We start from the raw sequence: 19,244 nt of genomic DNA, 5'->3' as shown, positions 1-19,244 counted from the left end.
CATGCAACTCTTACGATTAGAGTTAAAGGGATTTAAGTCCTTTGCTGATAAAACAATTGTAAAATTTTCACCAGGCATGACGGCCATTGTAGGCCCAAATGGGAGCGGCAAAAGTAATATTACGGATGCTATGCGCTGGGTCTTAGGTGAATCAAATGTACGCCAATTACGTGGTCAAAAAGCAGAAGATATTATTTTTTCAGGCACAGAAAAACGTCGTCCCATGAGTACGGCTGAAGTAACGTTAATCTTTGATAATAGTGATAAACGATTACATCCTGATTTAGCAGAAGTGGCTTTAACACGGCGTATTTATCGCAGTGGGGAAAGCGAATTTTATATTAATAAAAAAGCTTGTCGTTTAAAAGATATTCAAGCCTTATTGGCTGATACAGGCTTAGGTCGTGACTCTATGGCTATTATTGGTCAGAATCGAGTAGATGCTATTTTAAATAGTAAGCCGGAAGAACGACGTTTAATTTTTGAAGAAGTAGCAGGTATTGCTCGTTTCAAAATGAATAAAGAAGAGTCTTTGCGCCGCATGGGGCAGACTGATCGAAATATGGAGCGTGTTGCTGATTTAATGGCTAATTTAGAGGAACAAATGGGACCTCTAAAAGAAAAGGCTGATAAAACAGAAGAACATGGTCGTTTGAGTCAGCAAAAACGCTTATATGATGGGGCTTTGGCTTTTCATGATTTTAAGGTAGCTGATCGACTTTTTACTAAACAAGAGAATGAAAAGATAGCCTTAGAACAAGAAGATATTGAAATACAAACAGAATTAACGACTGTAGCTGCATCCGAACAAAGTTTGAAACTTCATAATGATGAACAGCAGTTAGCACTTCGAGCTTGTGAAGAAGCGGTAGCACAGGCGCAGCGCGAAGAAGAACGGTTGCAAGGGGAGCAGAAGCTGGTAGAGGAACAGTTACGTTCTGCTACAAAAGAGGTACAAGAGCTACAATATCGCATACATGAAATGGAAGCGACTATTGCGGGCGATAGTCAGAAGGTATTAGTTCACCAAAAGTTAGTGGCTGATAGTGAAGCTGAATTAGCTAAGCAGGCGGAAGTGGTACATCAAAAAGAAGATGCTTATGAAATAGCTAAAGCTACCTTGCAAGAGGTACAGCAAGCCTTTCAAGCTGTGCAAAAAGAAGCGGCTAGTCGCCATGAAGAGCAACTAAGTTTAGTAGGACGAGTTGAAAAATATCGGTCTGAATTGCAGCGTGTAGCCGATGAGTTGCAAGAAGGGCGGAAATTAGTAGAAGTTTTGACCCAAGAAGTAGCCGACGTCGCTGTGGAAGAAGGAGCGGCCTTAGCGAAGCAACAGCGTTTGGAAGCTAGTAAGAAAGAACAAGAAGCAGTTCGTCAAACACAGCAAAATGCGTTAAATGAATTGCGGACTAGTCGTCAACAATTGGAAAAAGAAAATCAAGCGAGTCGCCGTGAAGAACAACAATTAGAAGGGCGTTTACAAGTATTGGCCCAGTGGGCAGAGCAACATGAAGGCTATGCAGAAGGTACGCGTAATGCTTTACAAGCTAACGAAAGCTGGCGTAAGGATTTGCATGGGGCCATTGGTGATTTATTTACAGTAGAGCCTAAGTTTGTAACGGCCCTAGATATTGCTTTAGGTGGTAGTATTAATCACATAGTTGCTAGTACAAGTCGAGTCGCTGCAGATTGTATTGCTTATTTAAAACGAACACAGGGTGGCCGCGTTACTTTTTTACCCCTTGAAACGGTAAAAGGTCATGCCCTTGAGACCCCTGCATTAGCTGAAGTTGGTGTACTAGGGCGTGCCGTTGATTGTATTACTTTTGACGATACATATAAAGGGATTTTTACATATTTATTAGGCCGTACCATCGTTGTTGAGTCTATGGAACGAGCAATAGAGTTACAAAAAAAATACAAACAACAGTTGCGTATTGTTACTTTAGGAGGCGAACAATTTCAGCCTGGTGGCTCTTTATCAGGTGGTGTGACTAAGCGTCGCAAAGCCTCTGTCATGGCTCGTAAAGAAGAGCTTACGACCCTTACAACAAAACTTACAACTTTGCAACAGAAGATAGAGGCCGATCAAACTACCATACAAAAAAAAGAGCAAGACATAGAAGCGTTAACCGCTACTATGGAGGCTGAAAAAGATAGTTGGGACGAATTACATACCTTATTATTAACAGCACAGACTTTATGTCAAACCTTGGGTGAGCGTAAGGCTCGTAAAGAGCGCTTAGTGGTTGAAAATACAACTAAAGTGAAAATTTTGGAAGATACCCAGCAGACTATTGAGGGTCAGCTAAAAGCGGGGGAGGCTAGTTTACAAGCTTTGCAGATAAAATTGACTGAGGCTGGTGAAGGTAGTGTTACATTAGCTCAATTAGAAGCAGCTCAGCAGGCGCAAGGGGAAGCAAATGCCATATGGAATGAAGCCCGTTTGGCTTATGAACAAAGTCGTCAACAACAGGTATATAGACAAAGTCAAATTGCTGAATGGCAGGCTGCTATTGAGGCGAATACCGCTAAAATGAAGCCTTTACAAGAACAGTTAATGAGGCAAACTGAGTTAGTGGATATAACGTTGCCACAACAGTTGTCACATTTAACTGAAACCTATGCTACACAGGCGTCAAAGTCAGGGGCTTTGCAAAAAGAGCGACAATCCCTCTATGAATTGCATAGTACTCAAAAGCAGAATTTAGAAGAATTAGCTACTCGACGTAATGATTTAGATGTACGACAAAAGCGTATTCAACAGCGATTATTGCAGATGGAAGGGCAGTTGGCTAAATATGAAATGAACAGTACCCAAGCGGTGGCTAAAATCGGTGAGTTAGGCTTTACGAAAGAGGAGGCACAATCACTTCATTTAGAGGGCGCTGTTGGGGATTGGCGTTTAGCACAAGGCCAATTACAAGCTCAATTAGAAGCATTGGGGCCTATTAACCCTGAAGCAGTTGCTGAATATGAAGAAGCGTTAAAAAAGCAAAGTTTTTACGAAGAACAGCGGTCTGATTTAGAATTAGCGAAACAACAGCTTGAGTCTGTTATTGCGGAGATTGATAAAGCAATGTCGACTCAACTTAGTGAAGTCTTAGATATAGTAGGGGACCGATTCCAAGCGGTGTTTAGTCAATTGTTTGGGGGCGGTACGGCACAAATTGTATTAACTGATGCAGATAATATTTTAACTAGTGGGATTGATTTTTATATACAGCCACCTGGTAAAAAACGTCAGCAATTAACATTATTGTCTGGCGGTGAACGAGCTTTAACAGTTATTGCTTTATTGTTCTCATTCTTAGACTATCGACCTGCTCCATTTTGCGTACTTGATGAAGTAGATGCTGCTTTAGATGAAGCAAACGTAGAACGATTTGGCAGTTATTTGCAGCGTTTAGGGGCTGATACACAATTTATTGTTGTATCGCATCGTAAGCGGACTATGGAAGCGGCTTTAGTATTACAAGGGGTGACAATGGTAGAACGAGGCGTTTCACGATTATTAACAGTAGCCTTTGATGATATAGAGGAGGATATGTAATGGGATTTTGGAATCGTACAAAACAATTATTAGGCATTAGTAATGCATTAGAAAATACAAAAAAGAAATTTACAGAAGCTATTGAAACAGTAGTTATTGGTTATGCTAAGATTGATGATGATTTTCTCGATGACTTAGAAATCGCTATGATTACTGCTGATTTAGGTAGTAAAACTACGGAATTATTGATGAAAGAAATTCGTCGTGGTGTAACGGAAGGTAAAATTAATCATACCAATGAAGTAATGGGCTATATTGAAGAATACATTACTAAAATTTTGGAAGATCAGGAAGAAACTTTAGAAATGCATGCGCCAGAAGTTATTTTAGTAGTAGGGGTTAATGGCGTTGGTAAGACTACAACGATTGCTAAATTAGCACATTATTATAAAGAAGCAGGTAAAAAAGTTGTCTTAGCAGCAGCGGATACATTTCGTGCGGCTGCCTCTGAACAGTTAACTATTTGGGCTGAACGGGCTGATGTGCCAATTGTTAAGCATCAAGAAGGGGCTGACCCGGCCGCTGTAGTGTATGATGCTTTAGCATCGGCAAAAGCTCGTAATGCAGATATTGTAATTATTGATACGGCTGGTCGTTTACATACTAAGACGAATTTAATGGAAGAATTGAAAAAAATTGGTCGTGTAGCGGACCGCCAAGTTCCTGGTGCGCCACATCAAACCTTACTGATTTTAGATGGTACTACTGGTCAAAATGCAGTAAGCCAAGCTAAATTATTTGGTCAAGCTGTGCCAATTACAGGGATTATTGTTACAAAATTGGATGGCACTGCTAAGGGGGGCGTGGTTATTTCAATTAAAGAGGAATTGGGCGTTCCTGTGCGTTGGATTGGCATTGGTGAAAAAATTGATGATTTACAGCCATTTAACGCGAAGGACTTTGCCAATGCATTGTTTGATAAAGGAATGAGTAGTAATGAAAAATGAGATGAGTCGTGAAGAATTAATAGCCTATGCAAAAGCTGAGAACCGTGCTAATAAGTATGGAGCGCCTTTAGAAGCTATTGAAACTTTAGGTGATTTATTAGCGTATGTGGGCAATGAAATGTATCGCCCTGTAACGCGCCTTATGTTGGCGAATTGGGCTGAATTAAATGAGCGCATTGATAATTTTTCAGAGGAAGAATGGGCATTTGCTACTGATGTGGCAACTAAAGTGGGCCTTGATAAACGAGTTGTTGCCTTGCTCATTGAAGTATTGGAAGGTGCTGATACGCCAAAACAATTAGAAGATAGTAAGCGTACAGAATTAAATGAAGAAGAACGTAAGGTATTACAGCAGCATATTGACCGCGTACGTGCTGAAGAAGCGGCGCAAGCAGCCGCGGAAGCGGAACGTTTGATGGCTGAAGAAGGTAAATAATATGGCACATCCAAGTATTCATCGTAATTACGAAGGCCCAATGAATCCCTTTAAAGTAGAAGCCCCTTTTCAGCCTATGGGTGATCAACCAGCGGCTATACAATCGTTAGTGAAGGGTGTTGAAAATGGCGATTGGGCACAAGTTTTATTAGGTGCTACTGGCACAGGGAAAACGTATACTATGGCAAAACTGATAGAGGGCGTACAAAAGCCTACGTTAGTTATTGCTCATAATAAGACTTTGGCGGCGCAGCTAGCTAGTGAGTTTAAAAGTTTCTTTCCTAATAATGCGGTAGAATATTTTGTGTCTTATTATGATTTCTATCAGCCAGAAGCATATATTGCATCTACCGATACTTATATTGAAAAAGATGCGTCTATTAATGATGAAATTGATAAATTGCGACATTCTGCTACGATGAGTTTATTTGAGCGCCGTGATGTGATTATTGTGGCATCGGTAAGTTGCATTTATGGTTTAGGGGATCCAGAAGATTATAGTGATTTAGTGGTTTCCCTACGGTTGGGGCAAGAAAAAAGTCGCGATGATATTTTAAAGAAATTAGTAGATATTCAATACACCCGTAATGATATAAACTTCACACGTGGTACATTTCGGGTTCATGGTGATACGATTGAAGTATTTCCTGCTGCTTATAGTGAACGGGTGGTACGTATAGAACTCTTTGGTGATGAAATTGATCGTTTATCTGAAGTGGATGCCTTGACTGGCGAAATCATTGTAGATCGTAAACATGTAGCTATTTATCCAGCATCTCACTATGTAACGACTCGTGAAAAACTACAAGTTGCCATTGAGCGTATTGAAGCCGAATTAGATGAACAATTAAAATTGTTAAAATCTAAAGACCGCCTGTTAGAAGCACAGCGATTGGAACAGCGCACTCGGTATGATATAGAAATGATGCAAGAAATGGGATATTGTTCAGGCATTGAAAATTATTCACGTTTGCTTTCTAATCGTAAACCGGGGGAAGCGCCTTTTACTTTGATTGATTATTTTCCTGATGATTTTTTAATTCTTATTGATGAATCTCATGTGACTATGCCACAGGTACGAGCTATGTACAATGGGGATAGAGCACGCAAGGAAAATTTGATAGAATACGGTTTCCGTTTACCTTCAGCATTAGATAATCGTCCTTTGAAATTTGAAGAGTTTCAAGAGCGAATTAATCAGATTGTGTATGTATCCGCTACGCCAGGACCTTATGAAATGGAAGTACAAACAAATGTAGCTGAGCAGATTATTCGCCCTACAGGATTGCTAGATCCGGTTATTGAAGTACGACCTATTCGCGGTCAAATGGATGATTTATTGGGGGAAATTAAATTACGCACAGCTAAGAATGAGCGTGTTCTTGTGACAACGCTCACTAAAAAAATGGCGGAGGATCTAACTGAATTCTTAAAAGAAGTTGGTATTCGCGTTCGCTATTTACATTCTGATATTGCTACGATTGAACGGGCTGATATTATTCGGGATTTACGAGCTGGTGTATTTGATGTATTAGTCGGGATTAACCTCCTACGTGAAGGTCTCGATATGCCAGAAGTATCGTTGGTAGCGATTTTAGATGCTGACAAGGAAGGGTTCTTGCGTAGTGACACCTCTTTAATTCAGACTATTGGTCGGGCAGCTCGTAATGAACATGGTCGTGTTATTATGTATGCTGATCGTATTACCGGCTCTATGGAGCGGGCTATTAGTGAAACTGAACGTCGTCGTGAGGTGCAACAGGCTTATAATACAGAGCATAATATAACGCCAAAATCAATTCGCAAAGAGGTTAAAGAATTGATTGAGTTGACGAAGTTAGAAGAAGAGGCAGGTAGTAGTGCAACTGTTGATAGTAGTCAGGGGCGTACTAAACGTAAAGGGCGAAGCCAAGGAGCTAGTACAGCTAAGGTTTCGAAAGCTACTACTAAAGGCTTGGGTAAGACTAAGTCTTCACAATCGGCTGTAACAGGATTGCAAGCAGTAGCAGAAGATGGGGCTACTTATGGTGAAACAGCGGATACATCAGTAGCACCAGCTGTAACGGTTGAAGATGTATTTAATGAAATTGAAGAAACGACGCGTCTTATGAAGGCCGCGGCGAAGCAGTTAGAGTTTGAAAAAGCGGCTGAATTGCGTGATAAGTTAGGCCAATTGCGTCAACAATTATCTGATTTGCAAGATGCCCATGAGATGAAACCCAAACGTCGTAGATAATAAATATACGTTCTTTTAACCAGGAGGTTATGGTGAAAGAAGAAATTATAGTAAAAGGAGCAAGGCAACATAATTTAAAAAATATTGATGTTGCTTTGCCAAGAGATAAATTTATCGTGATTACAGGGCTTAGTGGTTCGGGTAAATCGTCCTTAGCCTTTGATACGATATATGCAGAAGGGCAACGGCGCTATGTGGAGTCGTTGTCCGCTTATGCACGCCAATTTTTAGGACAAATGGATAAACCCGATGTGGATTATATTGAAGGTTTATCACCAGCCATTTCCATTGATCAAAAAACTACCAGTCGCAACCCTCGTTCTACAGTGGGGACAGTGACGGAAATTTATGATTATTTGCGGCTTTTATTTGCCCGCGTAGGTCGTGCCTATTGTCCAGAATGTGGCAAACCTATTTCTCAGCAGTCCATTGAACAAATGACAGATGATGTAATGACTTTGCCAGAACGGACTAAAATTTTAGTTATGGCTCCTTTATTACGTGGTAAGAAGGGAGAGCATAAACAATTATTAGAACGATTGCGTAAAGAAGGATTTACGCGAGTTCAAATTGATGGTGAAATTCACACCTTAGATGAAGATATTCAGTTGGCTAAGACTAAAAAACATGATTTAGAAATTGTCATAGACCGTTTAGTTGTAAAAGAAGGCATTGAAAGTCGTTTAGCTGATTCTATGGAAACAGCGGCCAAGTGGGGCGAAGGCTTGGTGGTAGTGCAAGAAGTAGAAGGTCCTACTCATATGTACAGTCAGCATTTTGCTTGCCCAGATTGTCATATTTCACTGCCTGCTATTGAACCTCGTATGTTTTCTTTTAATAGTCCTTTTGGGGCTTGTCCGGCCTGCTCTGGTATTGGAAGCACTATGGAAGTGGACGAAGATCGTGTAATTCCTGATGGTGATATATCCTTCGCTGATGGCGCTGTTGTACCGTTAAGTTCCAATCCAAATGCTTGGTTTATGCGACAATTAGAAGGTTTATTAGTGGCTCATGGCTATGATTTGAATGCTACCTTTAATGAATTACCTAAAAAGGTACAAGATTTAGTTATGAATGGTAGTACGGATAAGGTAACTTTCGACTATGAAAATATGCGTGGGGAAGTAAAGACATTCCATACGGAGTATGAAGGTATTTTGCCTATGGTAAAACGCCGTCATAGTGAAGCTTTGAATGATTCACAGCGGGAAGCTTTTGAAGAATTTATGTCGATAAAACCTTGTAAAACCTGTGGTGGTGCTCGATTAAAACCAGAAGCATTAGCTGTTCGTGTAGGCCCTAAGAATATTCATGAAGTGACCAATATGACTATTAGTGAAGCGGTGGATTTTTTTCAAACCGTGCCATTAACAGAACGAGAACAATTTATTGGCAATCAGATTTTGAAAGAAATCAATGCTCGTTTGATGTTCCTTAATAATGTAGGTTTGGACTATTTAACGATGAGTCGTAATGCTGGCACTTTATCGGGTGGTGAAGCACAACGTATTCGCTTAGCCACTCAGATTGGTTCTGGTCTGGTAGGGGTATTATATATTCTCGATGAGCCGTCTATTGGTTTACATCAACGAGATAATGATCGACTCATTGCTACCCTTAAAGGTTTACGTGATTTAGGAAATACATTACTTGTGGTGGAACATGATGAAGATACTATGTTAGCGTCTGACTATTTAGTGGACATAGGCCCTGGAGCTGGTGAACATGGTGGACAGATTATCGCCCAAGGAACGGCACAAGAAGTTATGGCCAATGAGCAATCGATTACTGGTCAATATTTAAGTGGTCGTAAATTTATTGCGTTGCCAGCGAAACGACGCAAGCCCAATGGTAATTATTTAGAAATTCGTGGAGCTTCTGAAAATAATTTACAGACTATTAATGTGAAATTCCCTCTTAGTGTATTTACGGTTGTAACTGGGGTGAGTGGATCTGGTAAATCTACATTAATTAATGAGATTTTATATAAAGGTTTAGCGAATCATTTATATCGCTCCTATCATAAAGTAGGTGCTCATAAGGAAATTCGAGGCACAGAACATATAGATAAGATTATTAATATTGATCAAAGTCCGATTGGGCGAACACCACGTTCTAATCCGGCTACCTATACAGGTGTATTTGATTCAATTCGTGAATTGTATAGTCAAACGCCAGAAGCGAAAATGCGTGGCTATAAGCAAGGCCGGTTTAGTTTTAATGTGCGTGGCGGTCGTTGTGAAGCTTGTCGTGGAGATGGCATTATTAAAATAGAAATGCACTTTTTACCAGATGTATATGTACCTTGTGAAGTCTGTAAAGGTGCGCGCTATAATCGAGAGACTTTAGAAGTAAAATACAAGGGTAAAACCATTGTTGAAGTTTTAGACATGGTAGTGGATGAAGCGGTTGAATTTTTTAAAGCCATTCCTAAAATTCATCGCAAGCTTGTAACTTTACAGGAAGTGGGGCTTGGCTATATTCGGTTAGGGCAGCCTGCAACAACCTTGTCTGGTGGGGAAGCACAGCGGGTGAAATTAGCTACTGAATTGGCTCGCCGTAGTACGGGTAAAACGCTTTATATTTTAGATGAACCAACTACGGGGCTTCATGCAGAAGATATTCGTAAATTGCTAGATGTGTTACAAAAGTTAGTAGATGGTGGAGATACGGTCGTTGTTATTGAACATAATTTAGATGTAATCAAGACAGCGGATCATATTATTGATCTAGGCCCTGAGGGGGGAATACGAGGTGGTACAATTGTTGGTACCGGTACACCAGAACAAATTTGTAAATTAGAAGCTAGTTATACGGGTAAATTTTTAGCACCAGTATTAGCTAAAACAAAGAAATTTATGGCAGCTGCTAATGCCTCTAGTAAAGATAGTAAGGTAGGTAACTAATGGTTACAGAAACTGTATTAGAGAAGATTAGTCATTTGCCAACTACGCCAGGGGTGTATTTATGGCGCGATCAATATAAACGTATTATTTATGTTGGCAAGGCTATTAATCTGCGAAATCGAGTGCGTTCGTATGTGCGTCAAGATAGTAATCGGGCTCCTAAAGTAGCTGCTATGATGAAGCGGGCCGTAGATGTAGAAGTCATTCAGACTAAGACAGAAATGGAAGCGCTTATTCTTGAAAATACGCTCATCAAGGAGCATCATCCTAAGTATAATATTATGCTTCGTGATGATAAGACCTATCCTTATGTGAAAGTTACGGTACAAGAAGAGTATCCACGAGTGCTTATGGTGCGGCGCATGGTACGGGATGGGGCTAAATATTTTGGTCCTTTTACAGATGTAACCGCCGTGCATCAGACTTTAAAGTTATTTCGTCGTCATTTTCCTTTGCGCACTTGTCAGAATATGAAAGTGCCACGCCCTTGTTTACAATATCACATGGGATATTGTGAAGCTCCTTGTCAAGGTTGGGTAAGTCCTGAAACATATAGTACGTATATTGATCAGATTGTACAGGTATTAGAGGGAAAGCCAATTCCACTTTTGCAAGACTTAAAGGCGCAGATGGAGACCGCGGCCGATGAATTAAATTTTGAAAAAGCAGCTACTTTACGCGATCAATTACAGGCCTTAGAAAAGCTTCGTGAGAAACAGCGTATGGTTACACAGCGTGGTGATATTGATGTAGTGGGGATAGCTATGGAAGGCCTTATGGCTTGTGTTCAAGTCTTTTTTATCCGTCAAGGTCGTTTGTTAGGACGAGAGAACTTCTTTATCAAAAATGAGGGCGATGAGGCTGTAACAATTATGACCGACTTTGTGAAGCAATATTACAGTGGTGCGTCTTTTGTACCTAAAGAAGTGCTTTTACCTTATGATACTGACGAGCGTGAACTCTTCGCTACATGGTTTTCTGAAATGAAAGGGCAAGTAGTGGAGGTATCCGTGCCGCAACGAGGTTATAAACATGATTTGATAAAAATGGCGGCTGAAAATGCGCAAAACTTTTTAGCAGAGCGACGTCGTCAATGGCAATACGATTTAGATAAAAGTGGCGGCGCTGTTAAAAAATTGGCCGAAGTGTTGGATTTACCACGTTTGCCAGAACGGATGGAATGTTTCGATATTTCTCATACTCAAGGGAGTGAGACCGTTGCATCTATGGTAGTTTTTGAAGATGGTAAACCAGCTAAGAAAGAATATCGACGTTTTAAATTAAAAACGGTGCAAGGTAAGCCTGATGATTTTAAGTCTATGGCAGAAATTATGGAACGACGTTATGGTAATGAAACTGATTGGCCTATGCCTGATTTGATTATTATTGATGGGGGCAAAGGTCAATTGAATGCAGCCTTACCATTAATTCGTGCCGTAGGGGTAACGGATGTGCCCGTTATTTCCTTAGCTAAGCGCATTGAAGAAGTATTTGTAGAAGGGCAGTCGGAGAGTATTATATTATCCCATCATTCTCCAGAACTACAATTATTACAGCAAATTCGTGATGAAGCACATCGTTTTGCTATTACCTATCACCGCAAATTGCGCGGAAAACGCAATTTAGAATCTATCTTAGATCATATTGATGGGATTGGACCTAAGCGGCGTAAAGCTTTATGGCAGGCCTTTGGTAATTTAGAAAGGATAAAAGCTGCTTCTGTTGAGGAGTTAGCTAGTGTGCCTGGTATGAATCAAAAAACGGCAGAGGCTGTTTTTGAGTTTTTCCGTTTGTCGAAAGAGGAAAAGCGTGCTACCATTGAAAGAGATATTCGGGGTAGTTAGTAGCAGTTAATATTTTAAAATACATAATGTAATGTGGGAGGTATTATATCTTGAATGGTAAATTGTCGTTAAGTTCAGCTATTGTAATTGGGTCTATGCTATTTGGCATGTTTTTTGGGGCAGGGAATCTGATTTTCCCAGTGCATATGGGGCAAGAAGCAGGGGCTGATGTATGGCCTGCTACCTTAGGTTTTTTAATTACTGCTATTGGGTTACCTTTTTTAGGAGTAGTAGCTATTGGTATTTCACGGAGCAGTGGCTTATATGATTTAGCTACTCGCATTCACCCGACCTATGCAAAATTATTTACCGTATTATTATATTTAACAATTGGACCTGCTTTTGCATTACCTCGTACAGCCACGGTGTCTTACCAAATTGGTTTAGCACCTTATATTGGTGATGATATGCAAACTATGGCATTGGCAGGCTTCACCTTTGTATTTTTTGCATTGGGCTTATTTTTCTCGATGAACCCAGGGAAATTGATGACCTATATTGGCAAAATTTTAAATCCACTATTCTTAGTATTTTTGGCAATTTTATTAGCAGTCGCTTTAGTTTCTCCTATGGGAGAAATTAGTTCGGCGCCAGTTACTGGTGATTACCTAACTATGCCATTTTTTAAAGGCTTTACAGAAGGGTATAATACAATGGATGCTTTAGCTGCTCTTGCTTTTGGTATCATTGTTATTCGTGCTATGCAAGAAGTTGGCGTTAAGGAGCCAAAAGATATTGCTATTGGCATGGTAAAGGCGGGGATTGTAACAGTTATCTTAATGGTAATTATTTATGCTTTCTTAGCTTATGTAGGGGCGTCCAGTTTAGGTGTATTACAACTTTCAGCTAATGGTGGTATTGCTTTAGCGCAGATTGCTCATTACTATTTTGGTTCTATCGGGGCTGTTTTATTAGCGATTATTGTTACCTTAGCGTGTTTGAAGACAGCGGTAGGTTTAATTTGTGCTTGCTCTGAAACCTTTGTCGAATTATTCCAAAATTCTATTAGTTATAAGAAGTATGCTTATACATTTGCTCTTGTATCATTTTTAATTGGGAATGTAGGTTTGACTCAGATTATTTCATTAGCGATCCCTATTTTAATGTTGTTGTATCCATTAACAATTACTATCATTTTATTAACCTTCTTGGCACCAGTATTTAAAGGTCGTCAAGCGGTGTATTTAATTACGACTCTATTTGCGTTATTGGCAGCGATTGGTGATGCGCTCAATACTTTACCTGCCTTTTTAGGGCAAAATGCTTTGGTGCAAAATACTTTGCAATTATATAAAAGTTTGCCTTTCTTTGAGTTAGGAATGGGTTGGATCGTACCATCAGCTATAGGTTTTGTATTAGGGCTTATTTATATAAGCATTAAAAAATCTAACACAGTGGCTTAAAATTTTTTAGGTATAGAAAGTATTAAAGAACTAGCTAATAGCTATTGCGTAAAAACTTGTATTAGGAGGCATAGAAGTATGAATATTTGTGTAACTGGTGGGGCTGGCTTTATAGGCTCACACCTTGTAGATAGACTTATCGAACAAGGTCATAAGGTACTAGTTATTGATAATCTAAGTACTGGTTGCCGTGAATATGTGAACCCTAAGGCACAGTTTGTGGAAATGGATATTCGTGATAGGGAATTAGTTAGTTTATTAGCTGAATTTAAGCCTACTTATATTTTCCACGAAGCGGCTCAGACTATGGTGCCTACTTCAATGGAAGACCCTGCTTTTGATTGTGATGTCAATTTAATGGGGCTTATTAATGTTTTAAATGCATGTCGTAGTGTGGGGGTGGCTAAGATTATAATGCCGTCTTCTGCTGCTGTATATGGTGATTTAGAAACCTTGCCTTTAACAGAAACTATGATAGGCCATCCCTCTTCTTTTTATGGTTTAACTAAATTGACTACTGAAAGTTATTTACGCCTCTATTATGAAGCCTTTGGTTTGCCTTATATTTGTTTTCGTTATGCCAATGTATATGGTCCTCGTCAAGGACATGGTGGTGAAGGTGGCGTGATTAGTATTTTTTGTGAACAACTTCAAAAACAACAAGATATTACAATTTTTGGTGATGGAGAGCAAACGCGAGACTTTGTTTATGTAGATGATGTGGTAGCAGCTAATTTGAAAGCTTTGGAAAAGCCAGATTTAACAGGGGTTATTAATGTAAGTACAGAAGTAGGCACATCTTTAAATGAATTAGTGGCTCAATTTAAGACGATTGTGGGACATGATTTTGCAGTTCATTATGAAGCAGAACGAGCCGGTGATATTAAACATTCCTTGTTAAGTACAAAAAAAATGATGACTGAGTTAAATTATTTGCCGAAAATTAATTTGACAACAGGCCTAGCAAACACGTATCATTATTTCGATACTAAATTATAGTTACGCTGTACATAATTTAAAATTGTTGATTCAAATAAAATATGTAATAATAAGAATAAGGTAATTATTTTCTAAGGAGATTGACATGGAAACAAAAAAACAAGAAGAAAAAAAGATTCAGTATATTATTTGTCGCGTATGCGGCTATATTGAAACGGCTGATAAAGCAGATCAACCTTGTCCTGCTTGTGGTTTTCCAAAAACTGTTTGGGCTGAATACACACCACGTAAATTGAGCCCTACTCGTAAACGTTTATTAGATTTACATTTACATCCTATTGCTGTGCATTTTCCAATTGCTGGTTCAGCTATGACAGTAGGTTTGCCAATCTTAGGTTTATTAGTACCTTATTCTTTAAGCTATCGTTTATTTGATTTTGCTATGATGGTATGCTTAGTAATGCCTTTATTAGTTCTTGTAGGTGCTATTTCTGGCTACATCGGGGGTAAACTTCGTTATAAAACAACGACAGCGCCTGTTTTGAAATTTAAAATTTACTTGAGTGTTGTATACTTTATCTTGACGGCTATTCAAGCTTATGTAGCCTATGCGTATACGGTGCACGCAGGCAATGCCTTAATTATTGCTATTATAGGTGTATTTGCATCATTATCAGCAGCTATTTTGGGTAAAAAAGGATCTCATTTATTTGCCGGTCTATTTGGTCCGTATGTACAAGGTTAACTATTGAGTGTGGTATAATAGTATTACACTAAGGTAAGTCTTTTAACTTGTTTTCATAATATCTTAGACAATGTAACTAGGAGTTAGCTTGAAGCTAAAGAGGCGCTTAGCGTTGTATTTATATTTACGTTGTATAAGATTCATATTAACAACTTATTGAAGTGTCTTGTTTTGGCTGTATGCTAAAACAAGGCACTTTTATCCATTTAAGGAGTGGCTATGCAAATCAATCGTGCAGTATTACAAATTTTAGATTTTTCATCCTCATTGGCAGTGTACTCAGAGAATGAATTAAATATGGGGGAAGAAGCCTTACAGGAATATGTTAGTGCTCATGTAAGTAAGGGAATTAAAGACCCAGGCTTACGAACGGGCTATTTAAATGAAACGAGTCAGTTAGGGCAATTATTAAAACAGTATAATGAAGGTGCTACTGATTTAGTAACTTTAGGCAAAGACTTAGGGGAGCGGTTGTTTAATTTTATGAAACAAGCTACAGACCCTGTAATTATTGATACGATTATTTGTGAAGCGGCTGATAATCATCGGTATTTATGCATATTACTTTGTCAAGCTCATGATGCGTATACGCATCAACTGTTTAATGAAGAAGATGGCACACTGACTACAGAGTTAATTCCAAACCGAGCTGTTTTGCCAAGTCCTACTCAAAAGTTAAGATCCTTTTGTGCTATTAATTTAGAGGACTTTTCAGTGCGTTTATTTGAGCCTAAGGGTGAATATGATGGTGAAGTTGTTTATATTCTAGGGGATAAGGTGCTACAAATTGGCACGAATCCGTCATCTCGTGATACAGTGTCTAAAGTGCGCCGTATTGTTGATAAAGTAGCTAAGGCTCATGAAGGCGACGGAGTGGAAGAATTGGTAAAAGTTCGTTCCATGATTTCTAAAAATGCAGAGGTATCAGATACTCTAAATCCTGAAACTATTGTAGATACAGTATTTGCGAACCAACCACAACAAAAAGAAGCAGCAAAAAAAGCTTTAGCAGAACAGGATATGTTACGGCCTTTGCCAGTAAATCGTGAGTTTGCTAGTAAAATTGGTGAAAAGCATAAAATTAAAACTGATACGGGCATTGAAATTAGTTTTCCTGTTGAATATATGCAAAATAGTGAATTTATAGAAATCGTAACAAATCCAGATGGGACGTTACGAATTGAGCTTAAGAATATTAATAAGATTTTAAATAAATGATTACCTTAAGAATGAACATTTTATTGGTTATCAATTAATTTTTAAAATAAAATATAGTAGAAATTGGAATAATTGTAGTAAAATATAAAAGGAACGATACGAGTGAGTAAGAAAGATCACAAAAAAACAAATGCAATGCGTATATTAGATACGCAAAAAGTCAGTTATGAAGTGCTTGCTTATGAATGGGAAGAGGGGCGTGGCGCTGGCGTACATGTAGCCGAAGAATTACATTTACCAGAAGAACAAGTATTTAAAACATTAGTAGGTCGTGGTAATGTAACTGGGCCAGTAGTTTTTTGCATTCCAGTGGCTGCGGAATTAAATTTAAAACAAGCAGCACGTGTAAGTGGTAATAAGTCAGTAGAACTTATTGCTGTAAAAGACTTGCTAGGTTTAACTGGCTATTTACGGGGCGGCTGCTCACCAGTGGGAATGAAGAAGTTATTTCCCACGTATTTTGATGCGACTATGGCTAAGTTTAGTGAGATTTATGTAAGTGCAGGTTTGCGTGGTATGCAGATTAAAGTTAATCCTCAAGCCTTGCAAACCGTTGTGTCAGCTCATTTTGAACCATTAACTATGAAATAAGTCGAAATATGAAGACCCTAGGGGTTCTTAATTTTTGCTTTATAGTTAAATGGTATGGTATAGGGATAGATTATGGTAGAAATAGTATATGTTGATTAATGGGATGGATTGAGTCTAATTATAAGGAGTTTGTATGGGTAAAAAATATTATGCCGTAAAAGAAGGGCGAGTACGGGGGATTTTTGATTCATGGGCTGCTTGTGAGAGACAAGTTAAAGGATATGGGGGCGCAATTTATAAATCGTTTACTTCTCGGCAAGATGCGGAGGACTTTATGGCTGATGAAGTAGCGCCGATTAAGGGCATGTCAATGGCGGAGTATTTGGAAACGGCTAAAGCTTCAACACGTCGGTCGTCACGCCGTAAAAAAGTAGCAGAACCAGAAGCTACACCAGCTATAACAGCAGAATCAATTTTGGCTGAACTGGGACCCCGTTGTATGCTTGCCTACATTGATGGTAGCTTTGATAAAGTACGCAATGTAGTGGGGGCTGGGGGCATCATGTTTTATGAAGGGCAAGAAGAAACGTTTTCTTTTGGTACTGATAAAGAAATGTACACGGCCTATTGGAACGTAGCTGGTGAGTTATTGGGCGCTATGCATGTTATTAAGACAGCGATTGCAAAACAGATTAAAGAAGTTCATATTTATTATGATTATATGGGGATTGAAATGTGGGCTACTGGTCGTTGGAAGGCGAATAATCCATTGACCAAAGCGTATGCTGAATTTACTCTTAATAGTCGTCGCCAAGTTAAAACGGTATTCCATAAAGTAGCAGCTCATACAGGTGTTGTTTATAATGAAAAGGCCGATGAGTTAGCTAAGGCGGGCACGACAAAATTGATTGATTTATGAAAATAATATATAATTCATATCTCATAACCTATTGCGTCTCTTTAGTGAGCAAGGTACAATAAGAGAAGTGAATTAAAGGAGGGGTCAGAATGAAGAAAATCATCCTGCCATCAGGTTTTACATTTGATTATACAAATTTATTTACTGCTTGGGGTGTAACTGAAGCAGATGTTCATACATATTTTGATTTAATTGCTAATGCTGTAAAAGCAGCGACTCGTGTTCGTCTAACTGGGATTGTAGATGGTCATTTATCAAAAGATGGTACACCTGAAGCTGTACTTTTTCCACAATTACCATACATTGAAGATAAAAACCTAAATAATGAAGCGGTGTTACAGCGCCTAACTGAATTAGGGCAACACGCTAAAGATTCTGTTGATGCCGTTGTAAGTTTTGGTATTGGCGGATCTTATTTAGGTGGTAAAGTTCTTTTTGATGTACATTGTGGTGAGTTTTGGAATCAAAAAACGGAAGCAGAGCGTGATGGTTATCCACAATTGTATTTCAGTGGCAATAATGTAGATCCTTTGCGGACTAATGAGTTAATTGCGACTTTAAAACGCAGTGCCGCTCAAAAAGGTTCTGATTTTACTGCTATGCTTATCTTAATCTCTAAATCTGGTTCTACTATTGAGCCTATGTCGAATTTTATGGTAGTGCAAGAGGCATTGATTGCAGCCGGCATTAATGTTGAAGGTGTGGCTGTAACAGATCCTCGCGATGATGAGAAAGAAACGCTACTTCATAAGCTAGCCGTGCAACAGGACTGGCCTATTTTTGCTGTACCAGATGGTGTAGGCGGTCGTTTTTCTGTATTTACTGAAGTAGGGCTTATTATTGGCGCTGTTATTGGTTTCGATATTCGTGCCTTTTTAGCTGGGGCTAAAGCTATGGATGAAGCTTGTCAAAGTGGTGATATGCTTAAAAACCCAGCGTTACTTAATGCAATTTTAAAATATATAAGCTCTGAAAAATATGGTCGTATCATTGAAATTATGATGCCTTATGGAGATTCCTTAAAATCTTTAGCTGAATGGTATGTACAATTATTAGCTGAGTCTTTAGGAAAGAAACAGACTAAAACTAAAGGCCGTTATGGTCGTACTCCCGTTGTTGCTGTTGGGACTACTGATATGCATGCACAAACCCAAGAGCATCAAGAAGGGCGTCTCAATAAGATTGTTACCTTTGTAAAAGTGAAGGATTGGGAAACTAAAGCGATAGTTCCACATACTTACGATGAATTTGGAGCATTAAAAGCATTTAGCGGTTTAGATTTAGGTGTTATTTTAAATACTGCCTTAGATGCAAATAGTGAAGCTTTAACTGGGGATGAACGCTTTAATATTACCTTTGAATTGCCAACCTTATCAGCATACCATTTAGGTGAATTTATGTTTATGCTTTGCTGGTCTATCTTCTATGAAGGACAATTAGCTGGGGTTGATGCTTTTGATCAGCCTGGTGTTGAAGTTTATAAAAAATTATTAGGTCCTAAATTAGCGGAGCAACAAGTCGAAGAAGTGTAAACAAAGTGATTCTGTAGATGGGTTGTAGGAGGCGT

At 39.0% G+C, this 19,244-nt stretch carries 13 protein-coding genes; all 13 read left to right on the top strand.

All coding sequences use genetic code 11. From position 1 onward, the window contains the following. Position 1: 1 nt before the first annotated feature. The 13 genes from smc to NFR44_RS02745 all read left to right on the top strand — a co-directional run bounded on the left by smc (position 2) and on the right by NFR44_RS02745 (position 19,209). A complete protein-coding gene (gene smc, locus NFR44_RS02805; RefSeq protein WP_251440976.1) occupies positions 2–3,553 on the top strand; it encodes a chromosome segregation protein SMC in 3,552 nt (1,183 codons plus the stop codon). Beyond that, positions 3,553–4,500 (top strand): signal recognition particle-docking protein FtsY, encoded by a 948-nt coding sequence (gene ftsY / locus NFR44_RS02800; RefSeq protein ID WP_251440974.1) that lies wholly within the window; start codon positions 3,553–3,555, stop codon positions 4,498–4,500. Before smc ends, ftsY begins: the two co-directional genes overlap by 1 nt. After that, a complete protein-coding gene (locus NFR44_RS02795) occupies positions 4,490–4,936 on the top strand; it encodes a hypothetical protein (RefSeq protein ID WP_251440972.1) in 447 nt (148 codons plus the stop codon). The genes ftsY and NFR44_RS02795 overlap by 11 nt, the downstream gene beginning before the upstream one ends. A gap of 1 nt (position 4,937) precedes the next feature. Continuing rightward, entirely contained in the window at positions 4,938–7,172 is a 2,235-nt protein-coding gene (gene uvrB / locus NFR44_RS02790) for an excinuclease ABC subunit UvrB (RefSeq protein ID WP_251440970.1), read from the top strand. A gap of 32 nt (positions 7,173–7,204) precedes the next feature. After that, positions 7,205–10,078, top strand: coding sequence for an excinuclease ABC subunit UvrA (gene uvrA / locus NFR44_RS02785; protein ID WP_251440968.1), 2,874 nt, complete (start codon positions 7,205–7,207; stop codon positions 10,076–10,078). Beyond that, the gene (gene uvrC, locus NFR44_RS02780; RefSeq protein ID WP_251440966.1) at positions 10,078–11,922 is read left to right on the top strand and encodes an excinuclease ABC subunit UvrC; all 1,845 of its coding nucleotides are present in this window, start codon (positions 10,078–10,080) and stop codon (positions 11,920–11,922) included. Before uvrA ends, uvrC begins: the two co-directional genes overlap by 1 nt. Before the next feature lie 50 nt (positions 11,923–11,972). After that, positions 11,973–13,325: a branched-chain amino acid transport system II carrier protein gene (brnQ, locus tag NFR44_RS02775; protein WP_251440964.1), complete on the top strand. Its 1,353-nt coding sequence runs from the start codon at positions 11,973–11,975 to the stop codon at positions 13,323–13,325. A gap of 78 nt (positions 13,326–13,403) precedes the next feature. Then, the gene (locus NFR44_RS02770; protein ID WP_251440961.1) at positions 13,404–14,324 is read left to right on the top strand and encodes an NAD-dependent epimerase/dehydratase family protein; all 921 of its coding nucleotides are present in this window, start codon (positions 13,404–13,406) and stop codon (positions 14,322–14,324) included. 85 nt (positions 14,325–14,409) lie between these two features. Next, the gene (locus tag NFR44_RS02765; RefSeq protein ID WP_251440959.1) at positions 14,410–15,009 is read left to right on the top strand and encodes a rubredoxin-like domain-containing protein; all 600 of its coding nucleotides are present in this window, start codon (positions 14,410–14,412) and stop codon (positions 15,007–15,009) included. 219 nt (positions 15,010–15,228) lie between these two features. Next, positions 15,229–16,227 carry a nucleoid-associated protein gene (locus NFR44_RS02760; RefSeq protein ID WP_251440957.1) on the top strand — a complete coding sequence of 333 codons (999 nt, stop codon included), beginning with the start codon at positions 15,229–15,231 and terminating at the stop codon, positions 16,225–16,227. 102 nt (positions 16,228–16,329) lie between these two features. Then, positions 16,330–16,818, top strand: a complete 489-nt coding sequence (ybaK, locus tag NFR44_RS02755; protein WP_251440955.1) for a Cys-tRNA(Pro) deacylase — start codon at positions 16,330–16,332, stop codon at positions 16,816–16,818. 133 nt (positions 16,819–16,951) lie between these two features. After that, on the top strand, positions 16,952–17,677 hold the full coding sequence (locus NFR44_RS02750) for a ribonuclease H1 domain-containing protein (protein ID WP_251440953.1): 726 nt from the start codon (positions 16,952–16,954) through the stop codon (positions 17,675–17,677). Between the two features lie 89 nt (positions 17,678–17,766). Then, the gene (locus NFR44_RS02745; protein WP_251440951.1) at positions 17,767–19,209 is read left to right on the top strand and encodes a phosphoglucose isomerase-related protein; all 1,443 of its coding nucleotides are present in this window, start codon (positions 17,767–17,769) and stop codon (positions 19,207–19,209) included. Positions 19,210–19,244: the final 35 nt, after the last annotated feature.

Origin of the sequence: Veillonella intestinalis (assembly GCF_943193155.1) — a bacterium.
Lineage (GTDB): Bacteria > Bacillota > Negativicutes > Veillonellales > Veillonellaceae > Veillonella_A > Veillonella_A intestinalis.
Note: the sequence above shows the minus strand (reverse complement) of the source record. Positions and strands in the feature narration are given on the sequence as shown.